This is a genomic window from Staphylococcus auricularis (genome assembly GCF_001500315.1).
Lineage (GTDB): Bacteria > Bacillota > Bacilli > Staphylococcales > Staphylococcaceae > Staphylococcus > Staphylococcus auricularis.
Genome location: NZ_LLER01000020.1, coordinates 25,531 through 43,392, shown reverse-complemented (window position 1 = coordinate 43,392; position 17,862 = coordinate 25,531). Strand labels below are relative to the sequence as shown.

General features: G+C 38.8%; 14 protein-coding genes and 1 pseudogene. 7 read left to right on the top strand and 8 right to left on the bottom strand.

What is annotated here, in order from left to right:
* Positions 1-96 precede the first annotated feature (96 nt).
* Positions 97-1,371 carry a hydroxymethylglutaryl-CoA reductase, degradative gene (locus APS80_RS09320; RefSeq protein ID WP_059107989.1) on the bottom strand — a complete coding sequence of 425 codons (1,275 nt, stop codon included), beginning with the start codon at positions 1,369-1,371 and terminating at the stop codon, positions 97-99.
* A 3-nt stretch (positions 1,372-1,374) separates the two neighbouring features.
* Positions 1,375-2,526, bottom strand: coding sequence for a thiolase family protein (locus APS80_RS09315; protein WP_059107988.1), 1,152 nt, complete (start codon positions 2,524-2,526; stop codon positions 1,375-1,377).
* A gap of 108 nt (positions 2,527-2,634) precedes the next feature.
* Between APS80_RS09315 and APS80_RS09310 the strand changes: the two genes are divergently transcribed.
* The gene (locus tag APS80_RS09310; RefSeq protein WP_059107987.1) at positions 2,635-3,804 is read left to right on the top strand and encodes a hydroxymethylglutaryl-CoA synthase; all 1,170 of its coding nucleotides are present in this window, start codon (positions 2,635-2,637) and stop codon (positions 3,802-3,804) included.
* Positions 3,805-4,023: 219 nt separating this feature from the next.
* On the opposite strand, the gene APS80_RS09305 is transcribed toward APS80_RS09310, so the two are convergent.
* The 4 genes from APS80_RS09305 to pruA form a co-directional block, all read right to left on the bottom strand.
* Positions 4,024-5,607, bottom strand: a complete 1,584-nt coding sequence (locus APS80_RS09305) for a BCCT family transporter (protein ID WP_059107986.1) — start codon at positions 5,605-5,607, stop codon at positions 4,024-4,026.
* 90 nt (positions 5,608-5,697) lie between these two features.
* A complete protein-coding gene (locus APS80_RS09300; RefSeq protein WP_059107985.1) occupies positions 5,698-6,216 on the bottom strand; it encodes a methylated-DNA--[protein]-cysteine S-methyltransferase in 519 nt (172 codons plus the stop codon).
* Positions 6,217-6,261: 45 nt separating this feature from the next.
* Positions 6,262-6,729 carry a hypothetical protein gene (locus tag APS80_RS09295; protein WP_059107984.1) on the bottom strand — a complete coding sequence of 156 codons (468 nt, stop codon included), beginning with the start codon at positions 6,727-6,729 and terminating at the stop codon, positions 6,262-6,264.
* 209 nt (positions 6,730-6,938) lie between these two features.
* On the bottom strand, positions 6,939-8,483 hold the full coding sequence (pruA, locus tag APS80_RS09290) for an L-glutamate gamma-semialdehyde dehydrogenase (RefSeq protein ID WP_059107983.1): 1,545 nt from the start codon (positions 8,481-8,483) through the stop codon (positions 6,939-6,941).
* 457 nt (positions 8,484-8,940) lie between these two features.
* On the opposite strand from pruA, the gene APS80_RS09285 reads away from it, so the two are divergent.
* The 4 genes and pseudogenes from APS80_RS09285 to APS80_RS11055 form a co-directional block, all read left to right on the top strand.
* On the top strand, positions 8,941-10,260 hold the full coding sequence (locus APS80_RS09285; RefSeq protein WP_059107982.1) for a putative glycoside hydrolase: 1,320 nt from the start codon (positions 8,941-8,943) through the stop codon (positions 10,258-10,260).
* 408 nt (positions 10,261-10,668) lie between these two features.
* Positions 10,669-11,403 carry a trypsin-like serine peptidase gene (locus tag APS80_RS09280; protein ID WP_059107981.1) on the top strand — a complete coding sequence of 245 codons (735 nt, stop codon included), beginning with the start codon at positions 10,669-10,671 and terminating at the stop codon, positions 11,401-11,403.
* Between the two features lie 415 nt (positions 11,404-11,818).
* The gene (locus APS80_RS09275) at positions 11,819-13,333 is read left to right on the top strand and encodes a YSIRK-type signal peptide-containing protein (RefSeq protein WP_059107980.1); all 1,515 of its coding nucleotides are present in this window, start codon (positions 11,819-11,821) and stop codon (positions 13,331-13,333) included.
* A gap of 63 nt (positions 13,334-13,396) precedes the next feature.
* Positions 13,397-13,513: pseudogene (locus tag APS80_RS11055) on the top strand (LPXTG cell wall anchor domain-containing protein); the annotation flags it as partial.
* Positions 13,514-13,775: 262 nt separating this feature from the next.
* On the opposite strand, the gene trpB reads toward APS80_RS11055, so the two are convergent.
* Positions 13,776-14,987, bottom strand: a complete 1,212-nt coding sequence (gene trpB, locus APS80_RS09270) for a tryptophan synthase subunit beta (protein ID WP_059107979.1) — start codon at positions 14,985-14,987, stop codon at positions 13,776-13,778.
* A 671-nt stretch (positions 14,988-15,658) separates the two neighbouring features.
* Positions 15,659-16,228 (bottom strand): sugar O-acetyltransferase, encoded by a 570-nt coding sequence (locus tag APS80_RS09265; protein WP_059107978.1) that lies wholly within the window; start codon positions 16,226-16,228, stop codon positions 15,659-15,661.
* A 176-nt stretch (positions 16,229-16,404) separates the two neighbouring features.
* Between APS80_RS09265 and APS80_RS09260 the strand changes: the two genes are divergently transcribed.
* The gene (locus APS80_RS09260) at positions 16,405-16,611 is read left to right on the top strand and encodes a hypothetical protein (protein WP_059107977.1); all 207 of its coding nucleotides are present in this window, start codon (positions 16,405-16,407) and stop codon (positions 16,609-16,611) included.
* A gap of 268 nt (positions 16,612-16,879) precedes the next feature.
* Positions 16,880-17,707, top strand: a complete 828-nt coding sequence (locus APS80_RS09255; protein WP_059107976.1) for an alpha/beta fold hydrolase — start codon at positions 16,880-16,882, stop codon at positions 17,705-17,707.
* The last annotated feature ends 155 nt before the right edge of the window (positions 17,708-17,862 follow it).

Below are 17,862 nucleotides of genomic sequence, written 5' to 3'. Positions count from 1 at the left end.
TTCCCCCATTAAGGTGGTTCTTTCATATTGGTTTTATAATGAAATGTGTACCGGTCTGTCTTTTACAACTCACAGACACCATCTTATATAAAGTAGTTAGTTACGTAACCCTTCTAGAATACGCTTAGCTGCGGCTGTATTAGCACGTGGTTCTTGTTTCAACGCATTCGCTACTTGTGCAATTTCATCACCTTGCGCACCCACAACAATGGCAAGGGATTTATATTGTAAACTCATATGGCCTTGTTGAATACCTTCAGACACAAGCGCACGACATGCAGCGAAGTTTTGTGCTAAGCCGACTGCAGCGACCACTTCACCTAGCTCTTTCGCTGTTTCTACATGCATGAGTTCTAACGCTGCTTTAGCCATCGGTAATACTTTCGTACCTCCGCCTACTGTAGCTAACGTCATCGGCACTTCAATCGTACCAATAAGTCTTTGACGTTCACTATCATAATGCCATGTGGCTAACCCTTTATAATGACCATCTTTACTAGCATAAGCATGAGCACTCGCTTCGGTACCTCTCGTATCATTACCTGTAGCGAGTACCACTGCATGAATCCCATTCATTACACCTTTATTATGTGTAGCAGCTCGGTGGATATCGACTTGAGCAAGGTCTGAAGCACGGGCCATACGCGCAGCGACTGCTTCACCGTCTTTATCCCCTTTTGTTAGATCGGCCACATCAATTTCACCGGTTACGCTCACTACAGAGGCAGTCGCATGATTAGATAGAATACTCATCAGGATCTCTCTATCTGGCAACTCTTGGCTTAAAAATGCGGCAATGCCTTCTAATATCGTATTCAACATGTTCGCACCCATGGCATCCTGTGTATCTACGTACACTTTTAAAGAAACAAACTGTGCAGATTCAAATGTATCCACATCCATTTTACGGTAGCCGCCACCGCGTTCGATGATAGATGGATAAGCTTCATCCGCAATTTGTTTAATTTGGGGAGCTAAGTCTATGAGTTGTTGTTTTAACGCAGCTGTATCCGCAACATGGTCAAACACAACTTGACCGATCATCAATCGTTCACTAGAAACGACGTGGAAGCCGCCTGTTTTACCAACTAATTTTGCCCCGTAACCGGCAGCTGCTACAACAGAAGGTTCTTCAACCATCATCGGTACGACATAGTCTTTACCTTCAACCGTAATTTGAGGTAGTAACCCAACCGGCAAAGCACCTTGCGTGATGACATTTTCAATCAGACTATTTGCGACATCCTCATCGATTATTGCATTGTTTTCCAAAATGGCTTTGGTCTCTTCAGATAACCAGCCATGTGAGACCAGTTGCTCCAGTTTCTCTCGTCGTGGAAGATGTCGAAATGATTTATCTAATGATTGCATGGATTATTCCCCTTTCTTAACGTGTAATGCGAGACCTAAACCACCGCCGATACAACAAGTCGCAATACCAGACTGTTGTTGCTCTTGGTTCAAGATGTTAACCAATGTGGTAACAAGACGTGCACCACTTGCGCCGATAGGGTGACCGAGTGCAATCGCGCCACCATATAGATTTAATTTATCATCTGGAATACTCAAATTATTTTTCACTGCTAAACTTTGAGCTGCAAATGCTTCAGTCATTTCGATAACATCTATATCTGATAACTGTTGATTGGTTTTATCCAATAGTTGGCTTACAGCGTAATATGGCGCATAACCCATATAATCAGGTTCACAGCCCACTTCTGCGTATTCACCAAGCACACCTAAGATGTCATAACCTTGGGCTTTCGCATAATCTAATTCCATTAAAATCACTGCTGAAGCGCCGTCGTTGATACCTGACGCGTTACCGCCTGTCACGGTACCATTTTCTTTGAAGATGGTTTTTAATGTGCCTAATTTTTCAACATTACTATTAGCACGTATCCCTTCATCCGTATTCATTAATTCTCCATTCACATCTTCTAATGGCACAATTTCATTGGTGAATTTGCCTGCTTCTGTTGCTTCATGCGCTTTGTGTTGAGAGGCGTTCGCAAATTCATCTTGTGCTTCACGTGTAATGCTGTATTTTTCAGCGACCATTTCCGCTGTCACACCCATGGGTTCTTGTCTAAAGGCGTCCATTAAACCATCATGCATATGACTATCCACGGGTGTTTCTTTATCATCAAGCAATAATTGAGGCGCATTCGTCATACTTTCTGTGCCTCCGACTGCAACGACTTTCGCTTGGCCGAGTTGGATGAGTTGTTGACCTAAAATAACTGCTTTCAACCCAGAGCCACAAACTTCGTTCACCGTCATGGCTGGTGTAGTGTAAGGTAATCCTGCTGCGACACCAATTTGACGCGCTGTATTTTGTCCATTTCCTGCTTGTAAAACATTACCGAAAATGACGTTTTCAATGTCTTCTGGTTTGAGGTTGATTGCTTCCATAGCAGCAGATAAAGCATGTGTACCGAGTTCAACTGCTGAATAATTGCTCAATCTACCTTTATATCTTCCAATCGGTGTACGTTTTGCGCTAACAATTGCTATTTTATTCATATTAAAAAGTAAACTCCTTTATTGTAATTTGTAAAATTATTGTAAACATTCGTTGTATTTTGGTATGATACAGGTGCTATTCTAATAAAAAGAAAGGTAAGATACATCATGTCAATTGGTATTGATAAACTCAATTTTTACGTTCCACAGTTCTATGTAGACATGGCTAAATTAGCCAAAGCAAGAGATGTTGACCCAAATAAATTCTTAATTGGCATCGGCCAAACTGAAATGGCTGTCAGCCCAGTTAACCAAGATATTGTAGCGATGGGCGCTAATGCTGCCAAAGATATTTTAACTGAGGAAGAAAAAGAACAAATCACGATGGTGATTGTAGCCACTGAATCTGCTATCGATTCTGCAAAAGCTGCAGCCGTTCAAATCCACAACTTGCTCGGTATTCAACCGTTCGCACGTTGCTTCGAAATGAAAGAAGCTTGCTATGCAGCGACACCTGCTATTCACCTTGCTAAAGATTATCTTCAATCAAGACCGAAAGAAAAAGTGCTCGTTATCTCTAGTGATACTGCACGCTATGGAATTCAATCAGGTGGTGAACCGACTCAAGGCGCAGGAGCGATCGCGATGTTGATCTCTCATGAACCACGTATCCTTGAATTAGCAGATGACTCTGTCGCATTTACTGAAGATGTTTACGATTTCTGGAGACCAACTGGCCATAAATATCCACTCGTGGCTGGTGCGCTTTCTAAAGATGCCTACATCCACTCATTCCAAGAAAGTTGGAACGAATACGCGAAACGTTATGACCGCTCACTCAGTGACTTTGCGAGTCTATGTTTCCATGTACCTTTCACTAAAATGGGTAGAAAAGCCTTAAACTCAATTTTAACAGATGAAATTGATGATGAAACAAAAGAACGTCTTACAGAAGGTTACGATAACGCAACTTACTATAACCGTTATGTAGGGAATGTCTATACTGGATCTCTATATCTCAGCTTAATTTCACTCCTTGAAAACCATCACTTACAAGGTGGAGACACATTAGGCCTCTTCAGCTATGGCTCTGGTTCTGTGGGTGAATTCTTCAGCGCTAAAGTCGTTGAGGGCTTTGAAGAAATGCTAGATACTGAAGCACATCAAACAATGTTAAATCAACGCCGTGAAGTTTCTGTTGAAGAATATGAAACATTCTTCAAACGTTTTGACAACCTTGAACTCGATCATGACACTGATTTAGCTGGTGCGCAAAAAGGCATTTTCTACCTCGATAAAATCGAAGACGACATTCGTTATTATTCTACCTTAAATTAAGTGTTAAATCACTTGAAAATAATGTACAATTGACCACTTTTTCAGCGGGTCACATCATCCCTTTTTCAACATGCGTAAACGAATCGATGAAGTTTCTTTATGCGTTTGACATGCTTGGGACGCACATATTTTCATATCTATAAAGTACACCCCTTATCAAAATCATGATAAGGGGTGATTTTTACTGCGATCAAAGTATTGACCGCTTCAATTATTGAGTTATTTATTTTCATGTTGCTGAGGTTGTTCATCATAAGCGTGATCTACGTATTCCTGATAGCGCTTAGGATCTGGTTTAATCGTTAATCCTAAATCTTTACGCTCTCGGTTCGCATCTTTGTAAAATGCGATCATCATCAGAGCGACAACAAAGCTAAAGGGTAAGGCTGAAACCAATGCTGCAGATTGCAGTGCATTGAGTCCTGTATCGCCGCCAGCCAATAAGAGCACGTATGCAATCGCTGAAAATGCAACGCCCCATACAACTTTAACGATACCTGAAGGATTTAATGTGCCGAATGACGTTTGCATACCTAATACATACGCTGCTGAGTCACCTGATGTGACGAAGAAGCTGACGATAAGCGCAAGTGCGATAATAGATAATAAGAACCCAAATGGTAGATGATCAAATACACCAAACAATTGGGTTTCTGGCGGTAATTTAAAGATAGATTCGTGTGCTTGTCCTGTTTTAATACCTGTCGCACCAAATGTACTAAACCAGATAATACTGAAGACAACTGGTACACCTAAAACGCCGATAATAAATTCTCTGATACTGCGTCCTTTAGAAATACGTGCAATGAAGATACCGACGAACGGACTCCAGCTCATCCACCAGCCCCATGAATAGATCGTCCATTGTTGTAACCAATCCGATTTTTGCTCATTTAACGGTGCCACGTCTAAACTTTCAAATAAGAAGGTATTGAGATAAATACCTGTGCCCGTACTCATCATGTTTAGAATTAATAACGTCGGTCCAACAATAAAGATGACGAGCAGTAAGATAATCGCAAGTACCATATTGAGGTTACTGAGGTATTGAATCCCTTTACTCAAACCGCTCCATGCACTGTATAAGAAGAGGATGGTAATTAAAGCAATAATGATTCCTTGAACGAGTGCATTGTTCGGAATGCCAAATAAGTAATTGAGGCCTCCGTTGATTTGGATTGCGCCGACACCCAGCGTAACCGCGACACCAATAACTGTCGCAAACACTGATAATGTATCGACAATGTCACCCCAAAAGCCATCGACACGATCACCTAAAATCGGTCTCAATGTTTTAGAAATTAAACCATTTTCTCCTCTACGGAACTGAGAATAAGCGATGATTAATGCCACAATCCCGTAGACGGCCCATGTGTGGAAACCAAAGTCCATAAAGGCTGAACGAAAGGCTTGTCCCATGGCCTCTTTCGTTTGTGGATCTGCAGTCGGTGGTGCGAGATAATGTGAAATCGGCTCTGCAGTACCGTAGAATACAAGCCCGATTCCCATTCCTGCACTGAATAACATCGCGAGCCATGAGAGTGTATTAAACTCTGGTTGATCTGTCGGTTTACCTAATTTCAACTTACCGATTGGACTCAATAGTAAAAAGACACAGAAAGCTAAAATAACGGTAAATAGTAACATATAGTACCAACCAAATGTATCATTAATCCATGTTGAAATAATGCCTGCTACTTTGCCAAATTGTTGTGGAAATACTGCCCCTAAAATCACGAGTACAACCACGATAGAGATGGCATATATAAATACATTAGAAAATTGACGTTGATGTTTCGCCAATTGAAACGCCCCCTCAAAAAATTCAATAAGACGTTAAGTAGCATATCACACTCGTCAAATAATTCAATGTTACAAAAATAACGTGGACCATTAGTGCGGTTGATGTAAACCGCGCATGTCCACGTGTTCATAGGTTAATAATTTAATTTTATTGTCTATCCCGCCACCATAACCAGTTAGATTCCCATTGGCCCCGACCACACGATGACACGGGATGACGATGGATATAGGATTACGACCGACTGCACCACCTACTGCTTGAGCTGACATCCGGTCCTTCCCTGTTTCTTTAGCAATGCGTTTTGCAATTTCACCATAGGTCCATAATGTGCCGTATGGAATTTCCTGTAAGATACGCCATACCCGTTCTTGAAACGGGGTGCCAGAGGGTTTAACTGGTAAGTGTGTTTCAGGTTCTTGACCTGCAAAATAACGGTCTAACCAGCGGCGTGACTGTTGAAATATGGGAAGTGACGCTTGGTTTACGAATGCATCAGCTTCAGTATCTTCGTTGGTTTGATTCGGCAAGTAAAGCCCCGTTAACGCTTCACCGTCTGAAGTCAGCGTCAATCTCCCGATAGGTGCGTCATAATACGTTTGATAAAGCATTAGATCATCTCATTTTATTTTCATTACATACGCGTAAGTTGTGTCTTATTTAAAATTATAAAGGTCAATGTCTTTAGATTTCGCATATTCTAGCGCTAATAATTCAAGAATATTAATAAATGTTGGATTGCCTTTTACTTTTATAAATTGTACATTGAGCTCATAGTCAATCGCACGAATTTCTTTCGCTTCTTCAGGATCTAACCCTTTATCTTCTGCAAATGCTCTTTTAAATTTGTTCGTACTTGCATCAGATTTTAAATTGAATTGACCTAATTTTTCATATAAATCTTTTTGCGTTGGTCGGTGTCCAGTGCTATAACCCCCTGCTTGGCCAACATAGACCGGTTCATCTTCTTCATCAAAGATAACAAACACACCGTTTTTACCTAATACTTTTTCTCTGTCTTCTTTTTCGAATGATATAGCATCTTTTTCATTGTATTTAAATACCTTTTTTAAAGGCTTTTTGTAGTCTTCTAAAAGTTCTTCTATTTTCTTATCTGCTTTCACAACGATCTTCCTCTCAATATTATAGAATCAATACCCTTTACCCTGTTACGATACGTTCCAATCACTCAGTGATGAACTCTTCTATATAAAATATGTAAATAGTGATGCAGCAAGACGTTTGAGCTTTGCTACACCACTGTTAATCATCTCTATAAGGCCTGCATATAGCCTTATGATACCCCTTTTCAAAAAGTATGCTTTTATCGCTATTAAAATTGTTCAGAAGTCACTTTTTGATGTAAGAAGTTTAATAAATAATCTGGGCTACCTGTTTTTTGATCGGTACCTGACATTTTAAAGCCACCGAATGGATGATAACCGACCACTGCTGCTGTACAGCCTCTATTTAAATAGAGATTACCTACATCGAACGCTGCTTCTGCTCGGCGCCAATGACCACGGTTATTCGTAATGACTGCTCCCGTTAAACCGTAATCCGTATCATTCGCAATTCGTAACATTTCATCAAAGTCTTTTGCGCGTATAAATCCTACCACAGGACCGAAAATTTCTTCTTGCATCAACTGGTCTTTGGATTGTAGTTCTGAAAAGATCGTAGGTTCAACAAAATAACCGGTTGAGTCATCGGTACCTCCACCATAAACCAGTTGCCCTTCTTCCTTACCAATCTCGATATAGCGTTTAATTTTATCAAATTGTTTTTGATTAATCACAGGGCCCATGTCTGTATTGTTCACTGTATTACCGAGTGTTAAATTTTCAGTGAGTGAGACCACTTTATCTAGCACTTCATCATGCAGAGATTCATGGACAATAGCGCGAGAACATGCTGAACATTTTTGACCAGAAAAGCCAAATGCCGATGTGACAATCGCTTCAGCAGCTAGGTCCGTATCAGCACTTTCATCCACGATAATCGCATCTTTACCACCCATTTCTGCGATGACGCGTTTCAAGAATGCTTGTCCTTCTTGAACTACGGCTGCGCGTTCCACGATGCGTGTACCGGTTGCACGAGAACCTGTGAAAGTAATAAAGCGCGTATGCTTACTATCAACGAGCGCATCTCCAATCTCTTTAGGATCCCCAGGAACAAAGTTAATCACCCCTTGAGGGAGACCTGCTTCCTCTAAGATTTCGATTAATTTAAATGCGGTAAGCGGCGTATCTTCGGCTGGTTTTAGTAACACTGTATTCCCTACAATAACGGGTGCCACAGTGGTGCCAGTCATAATTGCAAATGGAAAGTTCCACGGCGGGATTGTTACCCCAGGGCCGATGGGTTGATAGAAATATTTATTATGTTCGCCGTTTCTATCTAATACCTCTTTGCCATTCGCTAATGCCATCATTGAACGCGCATAATATTCGATAAAATCGATGCCTTCTGCGACATCACCGACTGCTTCGTCCCACGGTTTTCCTGCTTCATAAACCATGATAGCTGCAATCTCACTTTTACGACGTCTAATCAGTGCAGCTACTCGAATGAAGAGTTGTGCACGGTCTTCATGCGACCATGTTTTCCATGTTTGAAAGGCTTCCGTTGCGGCTGAAAATGCTTTTTCGATATGTGTCAAATTTGCTTTAGAGACATGTGCAACAGTCTGTGATGTATCTGCTGGGTTAAGTGATTGAAACGTCTCATCAGTATAAATGTGTTCGCCTTGAATGACTAAAGGGACGCGTGTACCAAGTTGCTGTGCCACGTTTTCAAGTTCAGTTTGAAACAATTCGTTTTGCTTAGCGTCAGTAAAATCAATGCCTGGTTCATGAGTGTAGTGAACGACCATGGTATAACCCCCTATGTTTTAATTAGTGAAAATAAGAAGTCTGAACAAAACGGTTAACAGTGTCTCACATCGACGGCTAAGCGAAATCATGTGATACATTTCGTCGAAGTCATTCGATGTCAGTCGATAATCGTAGTTCAAACTTCGGTATGAATTTCCCATCCCTTTTCATTTTTCATTTTAAAGATAAAAATACTTAATTGCAAACACTTTCCTTTACCTTGTTAAATTATTTAAATAGTAACTATATTTAATAGTTATTTACTGTTTTGTTGTATAAATAAGCGGTGTGATTTTTATTATAAATATAGCTAATTAACGTGATAAGCTTTTGTGAACTTTCGTTGACTATAGGTAGTATCTTCTATAAACTGTAAATAATACATATTTTACAATATTTTCTATATTTTTCAGCATTTTTCAACGCAATATCACGTTATATTTTGGAGGCATATATATGAAGTTCAAACCACTCTTATCTACCTTACTTATCGGTTCGCTCGTCCTTGCTGGTTGCGGCAATCAATCTGACGATGCCTCAGATAAGGATGAAGATAGTAAAAATTCAACATCTCAACAATCAGATAAACAAGACCAAGAAAAAGATAAAGACAAACAGTATAGTAATATTTCTTACCCTAAAGATGGCGTTAAAGGGATTTACGTTGCGCCTGGTAATGTGACTGGCGACAATTTCGATGAACTCATAGATTTTATTAACGACACAGAACTTAACGCAATGGTCATCGACGTTAAAGATGACGAAGGGAACATCACGATTGATTTCCACACAGATGACAAACTCATTCAGAAAAATACGGTAGAAACCATCGATGCGAAAAAACTCATTAAAGAAATGGAAAAAAATGACATCTACCCTATTGCTCGTGTCGTAACATTCAAAGACAGTAAATTATCTGAAGAAAAACCAGAATGGTCATTTAAAGATCAAAACGGCGAAGTTTGGCAAAGTGATGGCGGGGACAGCTTCTTAAACCCATTTGAAGAAAAAGTATGGGACTATGATATGAATGTGGCAGAAGCAGCCGCAAAAGCCGGATTTAAAGATATTCAATTCGACTATGTGCGTTTCCCTGAAGGTTTTGAAAATCAAGACTCAGAATTACAATATTCTAAAGGAAAATACGAAAATAGTGATATGAGTAGTACGGATCAACGTGTGGACACTATTACTAAATTCTTAGAACAAGCTAATAAAAAATTAGATAAATACAATGTCCAAACATCGGCTGACGTCTTCGGTTATGCAGCTACAGTTGAAGAAACACCAGGTATTGGTCAAAGCTTCAACAAAATTGCTAAAAACGTAGATGCGATTTCATCTATGATTTATCCATCACACTGGAGCCCAGGTGACTTTGGTCTTGATGCACCAGACTTAGAACCATACAAAACAGTCGACAACTATTTAGATAAAGAAACAGACCTATTAGATGATTTAGGTAAAAACAAACCGAAATCACGTCCTTGGTTACAAGACTTCACAGCTTCTTACTTAGGCGAAGGTCAATACAAAGAATACAACGCACAAGAAGTTCAAGATCAAATCCAAGCACTGAAAAATCATGGTATCGATGAATTCCTACTTTGGGATGCATCAAACGAATACTCTGAAGGTGTCGATTACACACCAGAAAAACAAACCAAAGATAAAGACAGCGACAACGATAGTGAAAGCGACTCAGACAGTGATGACAACAGCAGCGATGATAGTAACAACGATGGTGGTAACGAACAAGCCGAAAATGAACAATAATGAGACAATAATGGAGACAGCATTGCACACGCAGTGCTGTCTTTTTTTATGCATATATTAGTGAACCTTTAAAACTTTCCTTTATATATAAAAGAAAAAATTATCTGTGCGCTCATTTTTATAAATGAAACGTGTCGAACTAAATTATAAGACATATATTATTATGATAACCTAATTTTGTTATTTCTTTTATTTATATTAAAATACATTGATACTACATACTCAATTTTAAAAGACTTTTTAATATATATTGGTATAGGGGACACGGAAATAGGTATACGAAATAAGAAAGGATGTTGAAAACATTAAAAAGGATGACATGTGTTACTTTATCTGCAGGTATCCTTGCTACAGGATTAGCAGTACCACAATGAAGCACAAGCAGTCGGTAGCCACTATTACAATGGTATGCACGAACCGAGCCAAAGCACAGGTTATGAAAAAGCGCGTAAAATAAGTAATAATAACATCTCAATGGAACGCTTTAAATATAATAAAAAGACAAACTATTGCGCAGTGGGTCGTGTAAGCAATCGCGACGGTTGGAAAGGTAAAGGTAAAGACAGTATGGGTACTGGCTTTATGATAGATGATCACACCTTCCTAACCAACAGTCATGTTGTAGAAGATAGTAGTGAGAAGAAAACCAAACCCAAACACGTCAAACTCCAATTGAAACGTGACGGTAAAAAAATCCCATATGAATTTCAAGCCACTAAAATTACTAAAGTCCCTTCTTATGACATCGCAGTGGTAAATACAAAAGAAAACATGCGTAAAAAAGCAAACGCCAAACCACTTAAATTAGCAAGTGATAAAAAAATCAAAAACTTAAAATATAGAAACAAACTTTATTCTGTGGGTTATCCAAAACTCAGTGGAGATAATACAAAACCTTATAAATATCATCTGTGCTATTTACAACATTCCAGTAACCAATCAGAATTGATGACCAAAGATTTCTTCCGTTCAGGAAATTCAGGTTCACCCATAATCAATAACGGCGGCGAAGTCTTTGCCCTTCGTACATACGGTTACAACCTTGACGGTAATGCTACCGATAAATATGGCAAAGCAGAACTTGCGGGCGGAGAATCTATCCAAGGTAAACCTAAGAAAACCATCCGCAATCACATGGAATAAGGTGAAAACAGTCCCATTAAAAAAGGGGGCTGTTTTTTATTACTGGTCACAAAATTTTATTTTCATATGCATTTAAATTTTAAAATTTTATATAGCTCATTTTTTATTCACAATCAATTTTGGTTATTAATCTCCCCCAAATATGCCCTTAAAATATCACTTTTTATTTATATTGGTAAAGCATATAAATTATAGTCATTAGGCGTATTACAATATTGTTTTTTTACAATTATAAAGAAACACATTTAAAATTTTTATTTACTTTTAAAAATAGCAAAAGGCCTATTTCTATTTTGTAAATACAAAGTATGAATTTTGTAAAATTTATTAATTATTGTTGCAAAAAGATTACTAAAGCGTTTTAATAATAGGTGGACGATGTTTTTAATTTTAAGAAACAGAGGGGTTTTAATTTATGGATAAGAATTTTAAACGTAACTACGGAATTAGAAAACTTAGCGTTGGCGTTGCCTCTGTTTCATTAGGTGTATTAGTTGCTTTAGGTGTTAACAACGATGCACAAGCTGCTGAAGAAAACTTAGACAGTCAAGCTCAAAACGTTCAAAATCAAGCTGAAGCCGTTCAAGGCCAAGCTCAAGATGTTCAAGTTCAAGCTGATCAACTTCCTAACTTAGACGAAGTTGCTGATCAAGCTAACGCAGTTCAAGATCAATTCGAAGCTACTGAAGCTCAAACAACTGCTGCTCAAGATCAACTAGAATCTACTCAAGAACAAGCTGAAGCTGTCCAAGGTCAAGCTGAAGCTACTCAAGAACAAATTAATAATCTTCCTAATTTAGATCAAGTGGCTAATGATATTAACGCAGTTCAAGATCAATTTGGTGATGTTGAAGCACAAACTGGTGCAGTTCAAGACCAATTAGAAGCTACTCAAGAACAAGCTGAAGCTACTCAAGGTCAAGCTCAAGACGTTCAAGGCCAAGCTGAAGCTGTTCAAGAACAAATTAATCAACTTCCTGACTTAGAAGCATTTGGTGGTCAATTAGAACAAGTTCAAGGCGAAGCTCAAAATGTTCAAGGACAAATTAGCCAACTTCCTGATTTAAATGCGCTCACAGGACAAATCCAAGATGTTCAAGCTCAAATTGCTCAACTTCCTGACTTAGAAGCACTTGCTGGTCAATTACAACAAGTTCAAGGTCAAATCGAACAACTTCCTGACTTAAACGCACTTGGCGGTGATGCTCAAGACGTTCAAAATTCAATTAATCAATTACCTGATTTAGAGGCACTTGCTGCTGACTTACAAGCAGTTGAAGGTGAAATCAACAGCCTTCCAGATTTAAACGAACTTGGTGAACAAATTAAAGCAGTTGAAGAACTAATTCACCAACTTGAAAGTGGAGGTTATTATGATCCTTCTATTGAAGGTCCAACTGTAGGTGAAGGTTCAAGTTGGAATCAAGATTTATATGATGATGGTCAAGATGTAGCTATAGGTTCAGAATTCGATCCAAATCTCATTGATGGTGTAATCGCTAAAGATTTAACTCCTAAAGAAAATGAACCTGATCCTGTTCCAGAACCACCTGCTCCTGGTGAACCTGCTCCTGGTAATCCTATTGATGGTCCACATCATCCTGGTGACGGTATGGGTGTAGGCACAGCACCAGTAGATGATCAACCACCTTATCCTCAAGATCCAGATGATCCTAACAAACCTGGTCAAGATCCAGATGATCCTAACAAACCTGGCCAAGATCCAGATGATCCAAACAAACCTGGTCAAAACAATCCTGGTGATAACGAACAAGGCGGTAACGACCAACAAGGTGGTAACGGCGTAGTTGCAGGCAATAACGAAAACGATGGCAACAATGGTAACAATGGTCAAGCTCCTACCAACAGCGGAAATGTAGAAGGTGCTAATAACGGTGAAAATGGTGTTGCAGTAAGCGAAAATGGTTAAAACACTAATGGCGAAGCAACATCAAATGCACAAGATTCTGCCAAAGCTGACAACGAAGCTAAAGAATTACCTGAAACTGGTCAAGAAGGATCAGTTATCGGTACTACAGTATTCGGTACTTTAGCATTAGGACTTGGCGCTTTACTTCTTGGTACTCGTCGTAAACAAGAAAACAAATAATCTCTTATAAAGTCTTAACAAGATCGGTTAGTCAAACAAATTATAAAACATACACTCACCCTTTAAACTAACTGCTCAAATGCATATCATATTAAACATGTGATAGACGCCCTTCAAAGGTTTTCACTGACCTTTGAGGGGCGTATTTTTTATACTACAACTCATTTTTCTCCCTCAACATATAAAAAAGAGATTCACATGTCTAACTCAACGGTTAGTCATATCAATCTCTTCTTATTATATTGATTATTTCAATCGACTTTCATTTACCTTTTTTATTCTTTTCATAGTTTCTCAACGTTTCCATATCTTTATCACCTCGGCCTGATACAGTTGCGACAATGATTTGGTCTTTGTCCATCTTAGGTGCTAATTCTAGTACGTAACTGATCGCATGTGCACTTTCTAATGCTGGGATAATCCCTTCTAACTTACTCAATGTAATCAATGCTTCTAACGCTTGTTCGTCTGTCGCTGAAGGATATTCTGCTCTACCTATATCATCATAGTAACAGTGTTCTGGCCCTGCCCCTGGATAATCTAATCCTGCAGAAATTGAATATGGTAATAATACTTCGCCTGCTTCATCTTTAATGAGTTTCATTTTCGTGCCGTGAAGAATACCTGTCTCACCTTTATTAATCGCAAGAGAGTAGCGATCTGTCTCATAACCTTCTCCAGCTGCTTCTACCCCGTACAATTTAACGTCTTCATCTTCGACAAATGGATAGAATGTACCGATTGCGTTAGAACCTCCACCGATACATGCGACAACTGCATCTGGTAAACGTCCTTCTTGTTCTTGAATTTGTGTCTTGATTTCTTTACCAATCACACTTTGGAAATCTCTCACCATTTGTGGGAATGGATGCGGTCCTAATGCTGAGCCTAGTAAATAATGTGTATCTTCTGTATGTTCCGCATAATATTTGAGTGCTTCATCCACTGCATCTGTTAATGTCGCTTGCCCTTCTTCTACTGCAACGACTTTCGCCCCTAGTAATTCCATTCTATACACGTTAAGCGCTTGTCTCTTCATGTCTTCTGCACCCATGAAGACCGTCATTTCCATATCGAAGAGTGCTGCTACAGTTGCACATGCAACCCCGTGTTGACCTGCCCCTGTTTCAGCTACCATTTTCTTCTTACCCATCCGTTTTGCAATGAGCGCTTGGCCTAACGTGTTATTAATTTTATGGGCACCCGTATGATTTAAGTCCTCTCTTTTAAGGTAAATTTTTGCGCCACCCAGTTTTTCAGTTAAACGTGCAGCATACGTTAATGGCGATTCCCTACCCACATAATTTTTTAAATAATAATTTAATTCGTCATGAAAATCTGGATCGTTTTTAAATTTTTGATACGCCTCATTAAGTTCGATAATCGCTGGTTTCAATACATCAGGTATAAATTGACCCCCGTATTCTCCATAAAACCCGTCTTCAGTTGGTTCCAAAATAATATCTTTAACCATGTCAATCATCCTTTCAATTTAAATTATTTGAATTTTTAGATATTTTTTACAAAAATATCTCTTTCTCATCTGATGTCTCACTGCGTATGTATAGATCACTCTAAGTTGTCGATACTCAAGATGTGGTATGATCTTTAATCTGAATACATTTCATAACTTTACTCAAAATTCTCGTCGTTCACATTTTAACCACCTCCACTACTGTCAAAATTAATTCCTTTATACAAAGAAACCACGCGAAAACGCTCTGCAAACACAGGACGCTTCCGCGCGGTACCACCTTGACTTAGTTAAAAACTCACTCTTATTATTCAATTGTCTCCGAGATATCCCAATTCATCCATACCTTGTATCAGTTCACATCAACCACTGACTTTCTGCTTGCTACAAACGGTATACACTACTTTAATATCAAGCACTAAAAAACACCACAATTACGCGCTGCAATAAGGACGCGTTACCGTGGTGCCACCTTAGTTAACAAATCTTGTTCACTTTTGTATATTCAACTCGCCTTAAAAGCCCAATTCACACATAATCATGTGCTAATTTGCATCACCCATTAGCTTTCTGAAACTACATCAATCATGTGCTACTACTATCTTCTAAGATTTATAGTTGTTAGTATATAAAGAATTATCCTAATTGTCAAACTCTTTTTTGAGAATTTTCTAATCCTCATCTTCTTCGAGTGATTGAACGACTTGTGCGGGTACGCCGACTGCTAACGAAAAGTCTGGAACATCTTTCGTGACCACACTCCCAGCACCTATAACCGCACCTTTTCCAATCGTCACGCCTGGTACGACTACAACATTCGCACCTAACCACACATCATCGTGAATGGTGATAGCTCTCGCTTGTTCAATCCCTGCCCGACGTTTCGATGGATTGAGTGGATGATGTGCAGTATAAAGCCCACATCTCGGCCCAATCAATACGTGGTTTCCAATCGTAATCGGTGCACAATCCATGAAATAACAATCATGATTGATAAACACACCCTCCCCAATTGAGATATTACTACCATAGTCTACTTGAAACGGTGCCAATAGCTCTAAATCTTTGGGTTCATCTCCGAACAAACGTGCCAGGATCTCATTCCGTTTTGAAGTATGACTCGGCTTGGTTTGATTGTATTCGAAGCAAAGATCTTTTGCTTTATGTCTAGCCTGTTGTAATGCAGGATCTCCAGCTGCTTGGTACCATTCGCCATGAATCATCTTTTGCCATTCTGTCATAGCTTTTCCCTCCTCATCGCACTGTTTACTTTTATTTTAAACTATTTCGGCACAAAATGAATTTAAGTCGATTACAACTAAAGTACGAAAGGAGATTTCTCCCTAGGCCTCATGCAATCTAACTTCATTCAATATACGATAGAAATATCAACAAGATCACGAAAGGAGCTTCTTATATGAAAGGCATTCTTAAAGGTATTTTCGTGGTGTTAATCGTCTTAGGTATTGTCAAAACGTTTGAAGACCATGATTTAACCCAACATTTCAGTCAAATGTATGATGAGTTTACGCAACGTCATGATGTTGCAGAGGTGAAAGATCTCAATCCAAACCTCTCCAAGATTAAAGATACAGATGAACTGTTACCAGCTGATTTCTTCTAATCGCTCAAATACAGTTTATCGTAATGAGAACTAATAAAGACATTTTTCATTTAAAGGTGAGCCCTTTGTCAAAGATGATTCGAACTGAACCGCAATGTCAAAACCGATTTTCAGTTCAATCATCTCAACACTTTTTACACTCAACTTACCCATTTTAATATGTCTCGTTATATTTAATCCTAAAATAACGTGTAATTCACCTACATTCGGGAATAATATAATTGTAATTGTTGAAAAATATTAAAGATTAAATAAATGAGGTGAGTTTATGATAGTGAATTTAGAAGGTCTAGATATCAATGTCGAAGTAAGCGGTGAAGACAATGAAGAAAGTGTGCTACTGATTCACGGATTCCCGGATTCTACAAAACTTTGGCGTGAAGTCGCACCTAAACTTGTAAGTGAAGGTTATCAAGTCATTGCGTTTGATTTACCTGGCTTTGGTGAAAGTGCCATTCCAAATGACGGCAAAACATCTCGTCTCGATAACATTTCAAATATCATCGTCGGTTTATTAAAACATCTAGAAGTTGAAGAAACACATGTCATCGGCCATGATTGGGGTTCAGTCGTAAGTTGGTACTTTACATATAACCATCCAGAATATGTAAAATCATTTACAGCTTTAAGTGTCGGCCATCCAAAAGCTTTCTTAAATAGTGGTTTCAGTCAACTACTCAGTTCTTGGTACGTGATTTTAATTCTTAATGAAGAACTCGCTGAAAACCTATTCACAGCCGATGGTTGGTCATTATTCAGAAATTTCTTCGTTGCAGATGAATGTGAAACAAACTGGATCCCTGATTTAAGTAGAGATGGCAGACTCACTGCTGGTTTTAACATTTACAGAGCGAACTTAAACCCAGATTACAATGACGACATCATGAAATCTGTAGACGAAATCACTCGTCCAGTACTTGCCATTGCAGGTGACAGTGACCCATCTCTCACAACTGAACAAGTGGATACGTCTAAAGAATATGTAAAAAATGATTTTGATGACATTACAATTGAAGATGCTGAACACTGGTTACCACTTTATCAAGTGGATGAAATCGTCCCACCTATCCTCGATTTTTTAAAAAAACATAGCTAAAGATCTAGAATACCACTACGCGATAACGACATTTATTTTCCTATCAATAGAGGCTGGAACATGCAAGTTCCAGTCTTTTTTTATGCGAAAAATGCTGAGTTCAATGATTGACTTTTATACCCTTAGGGGGTACATTGAATGTAAAGTTAACCTAT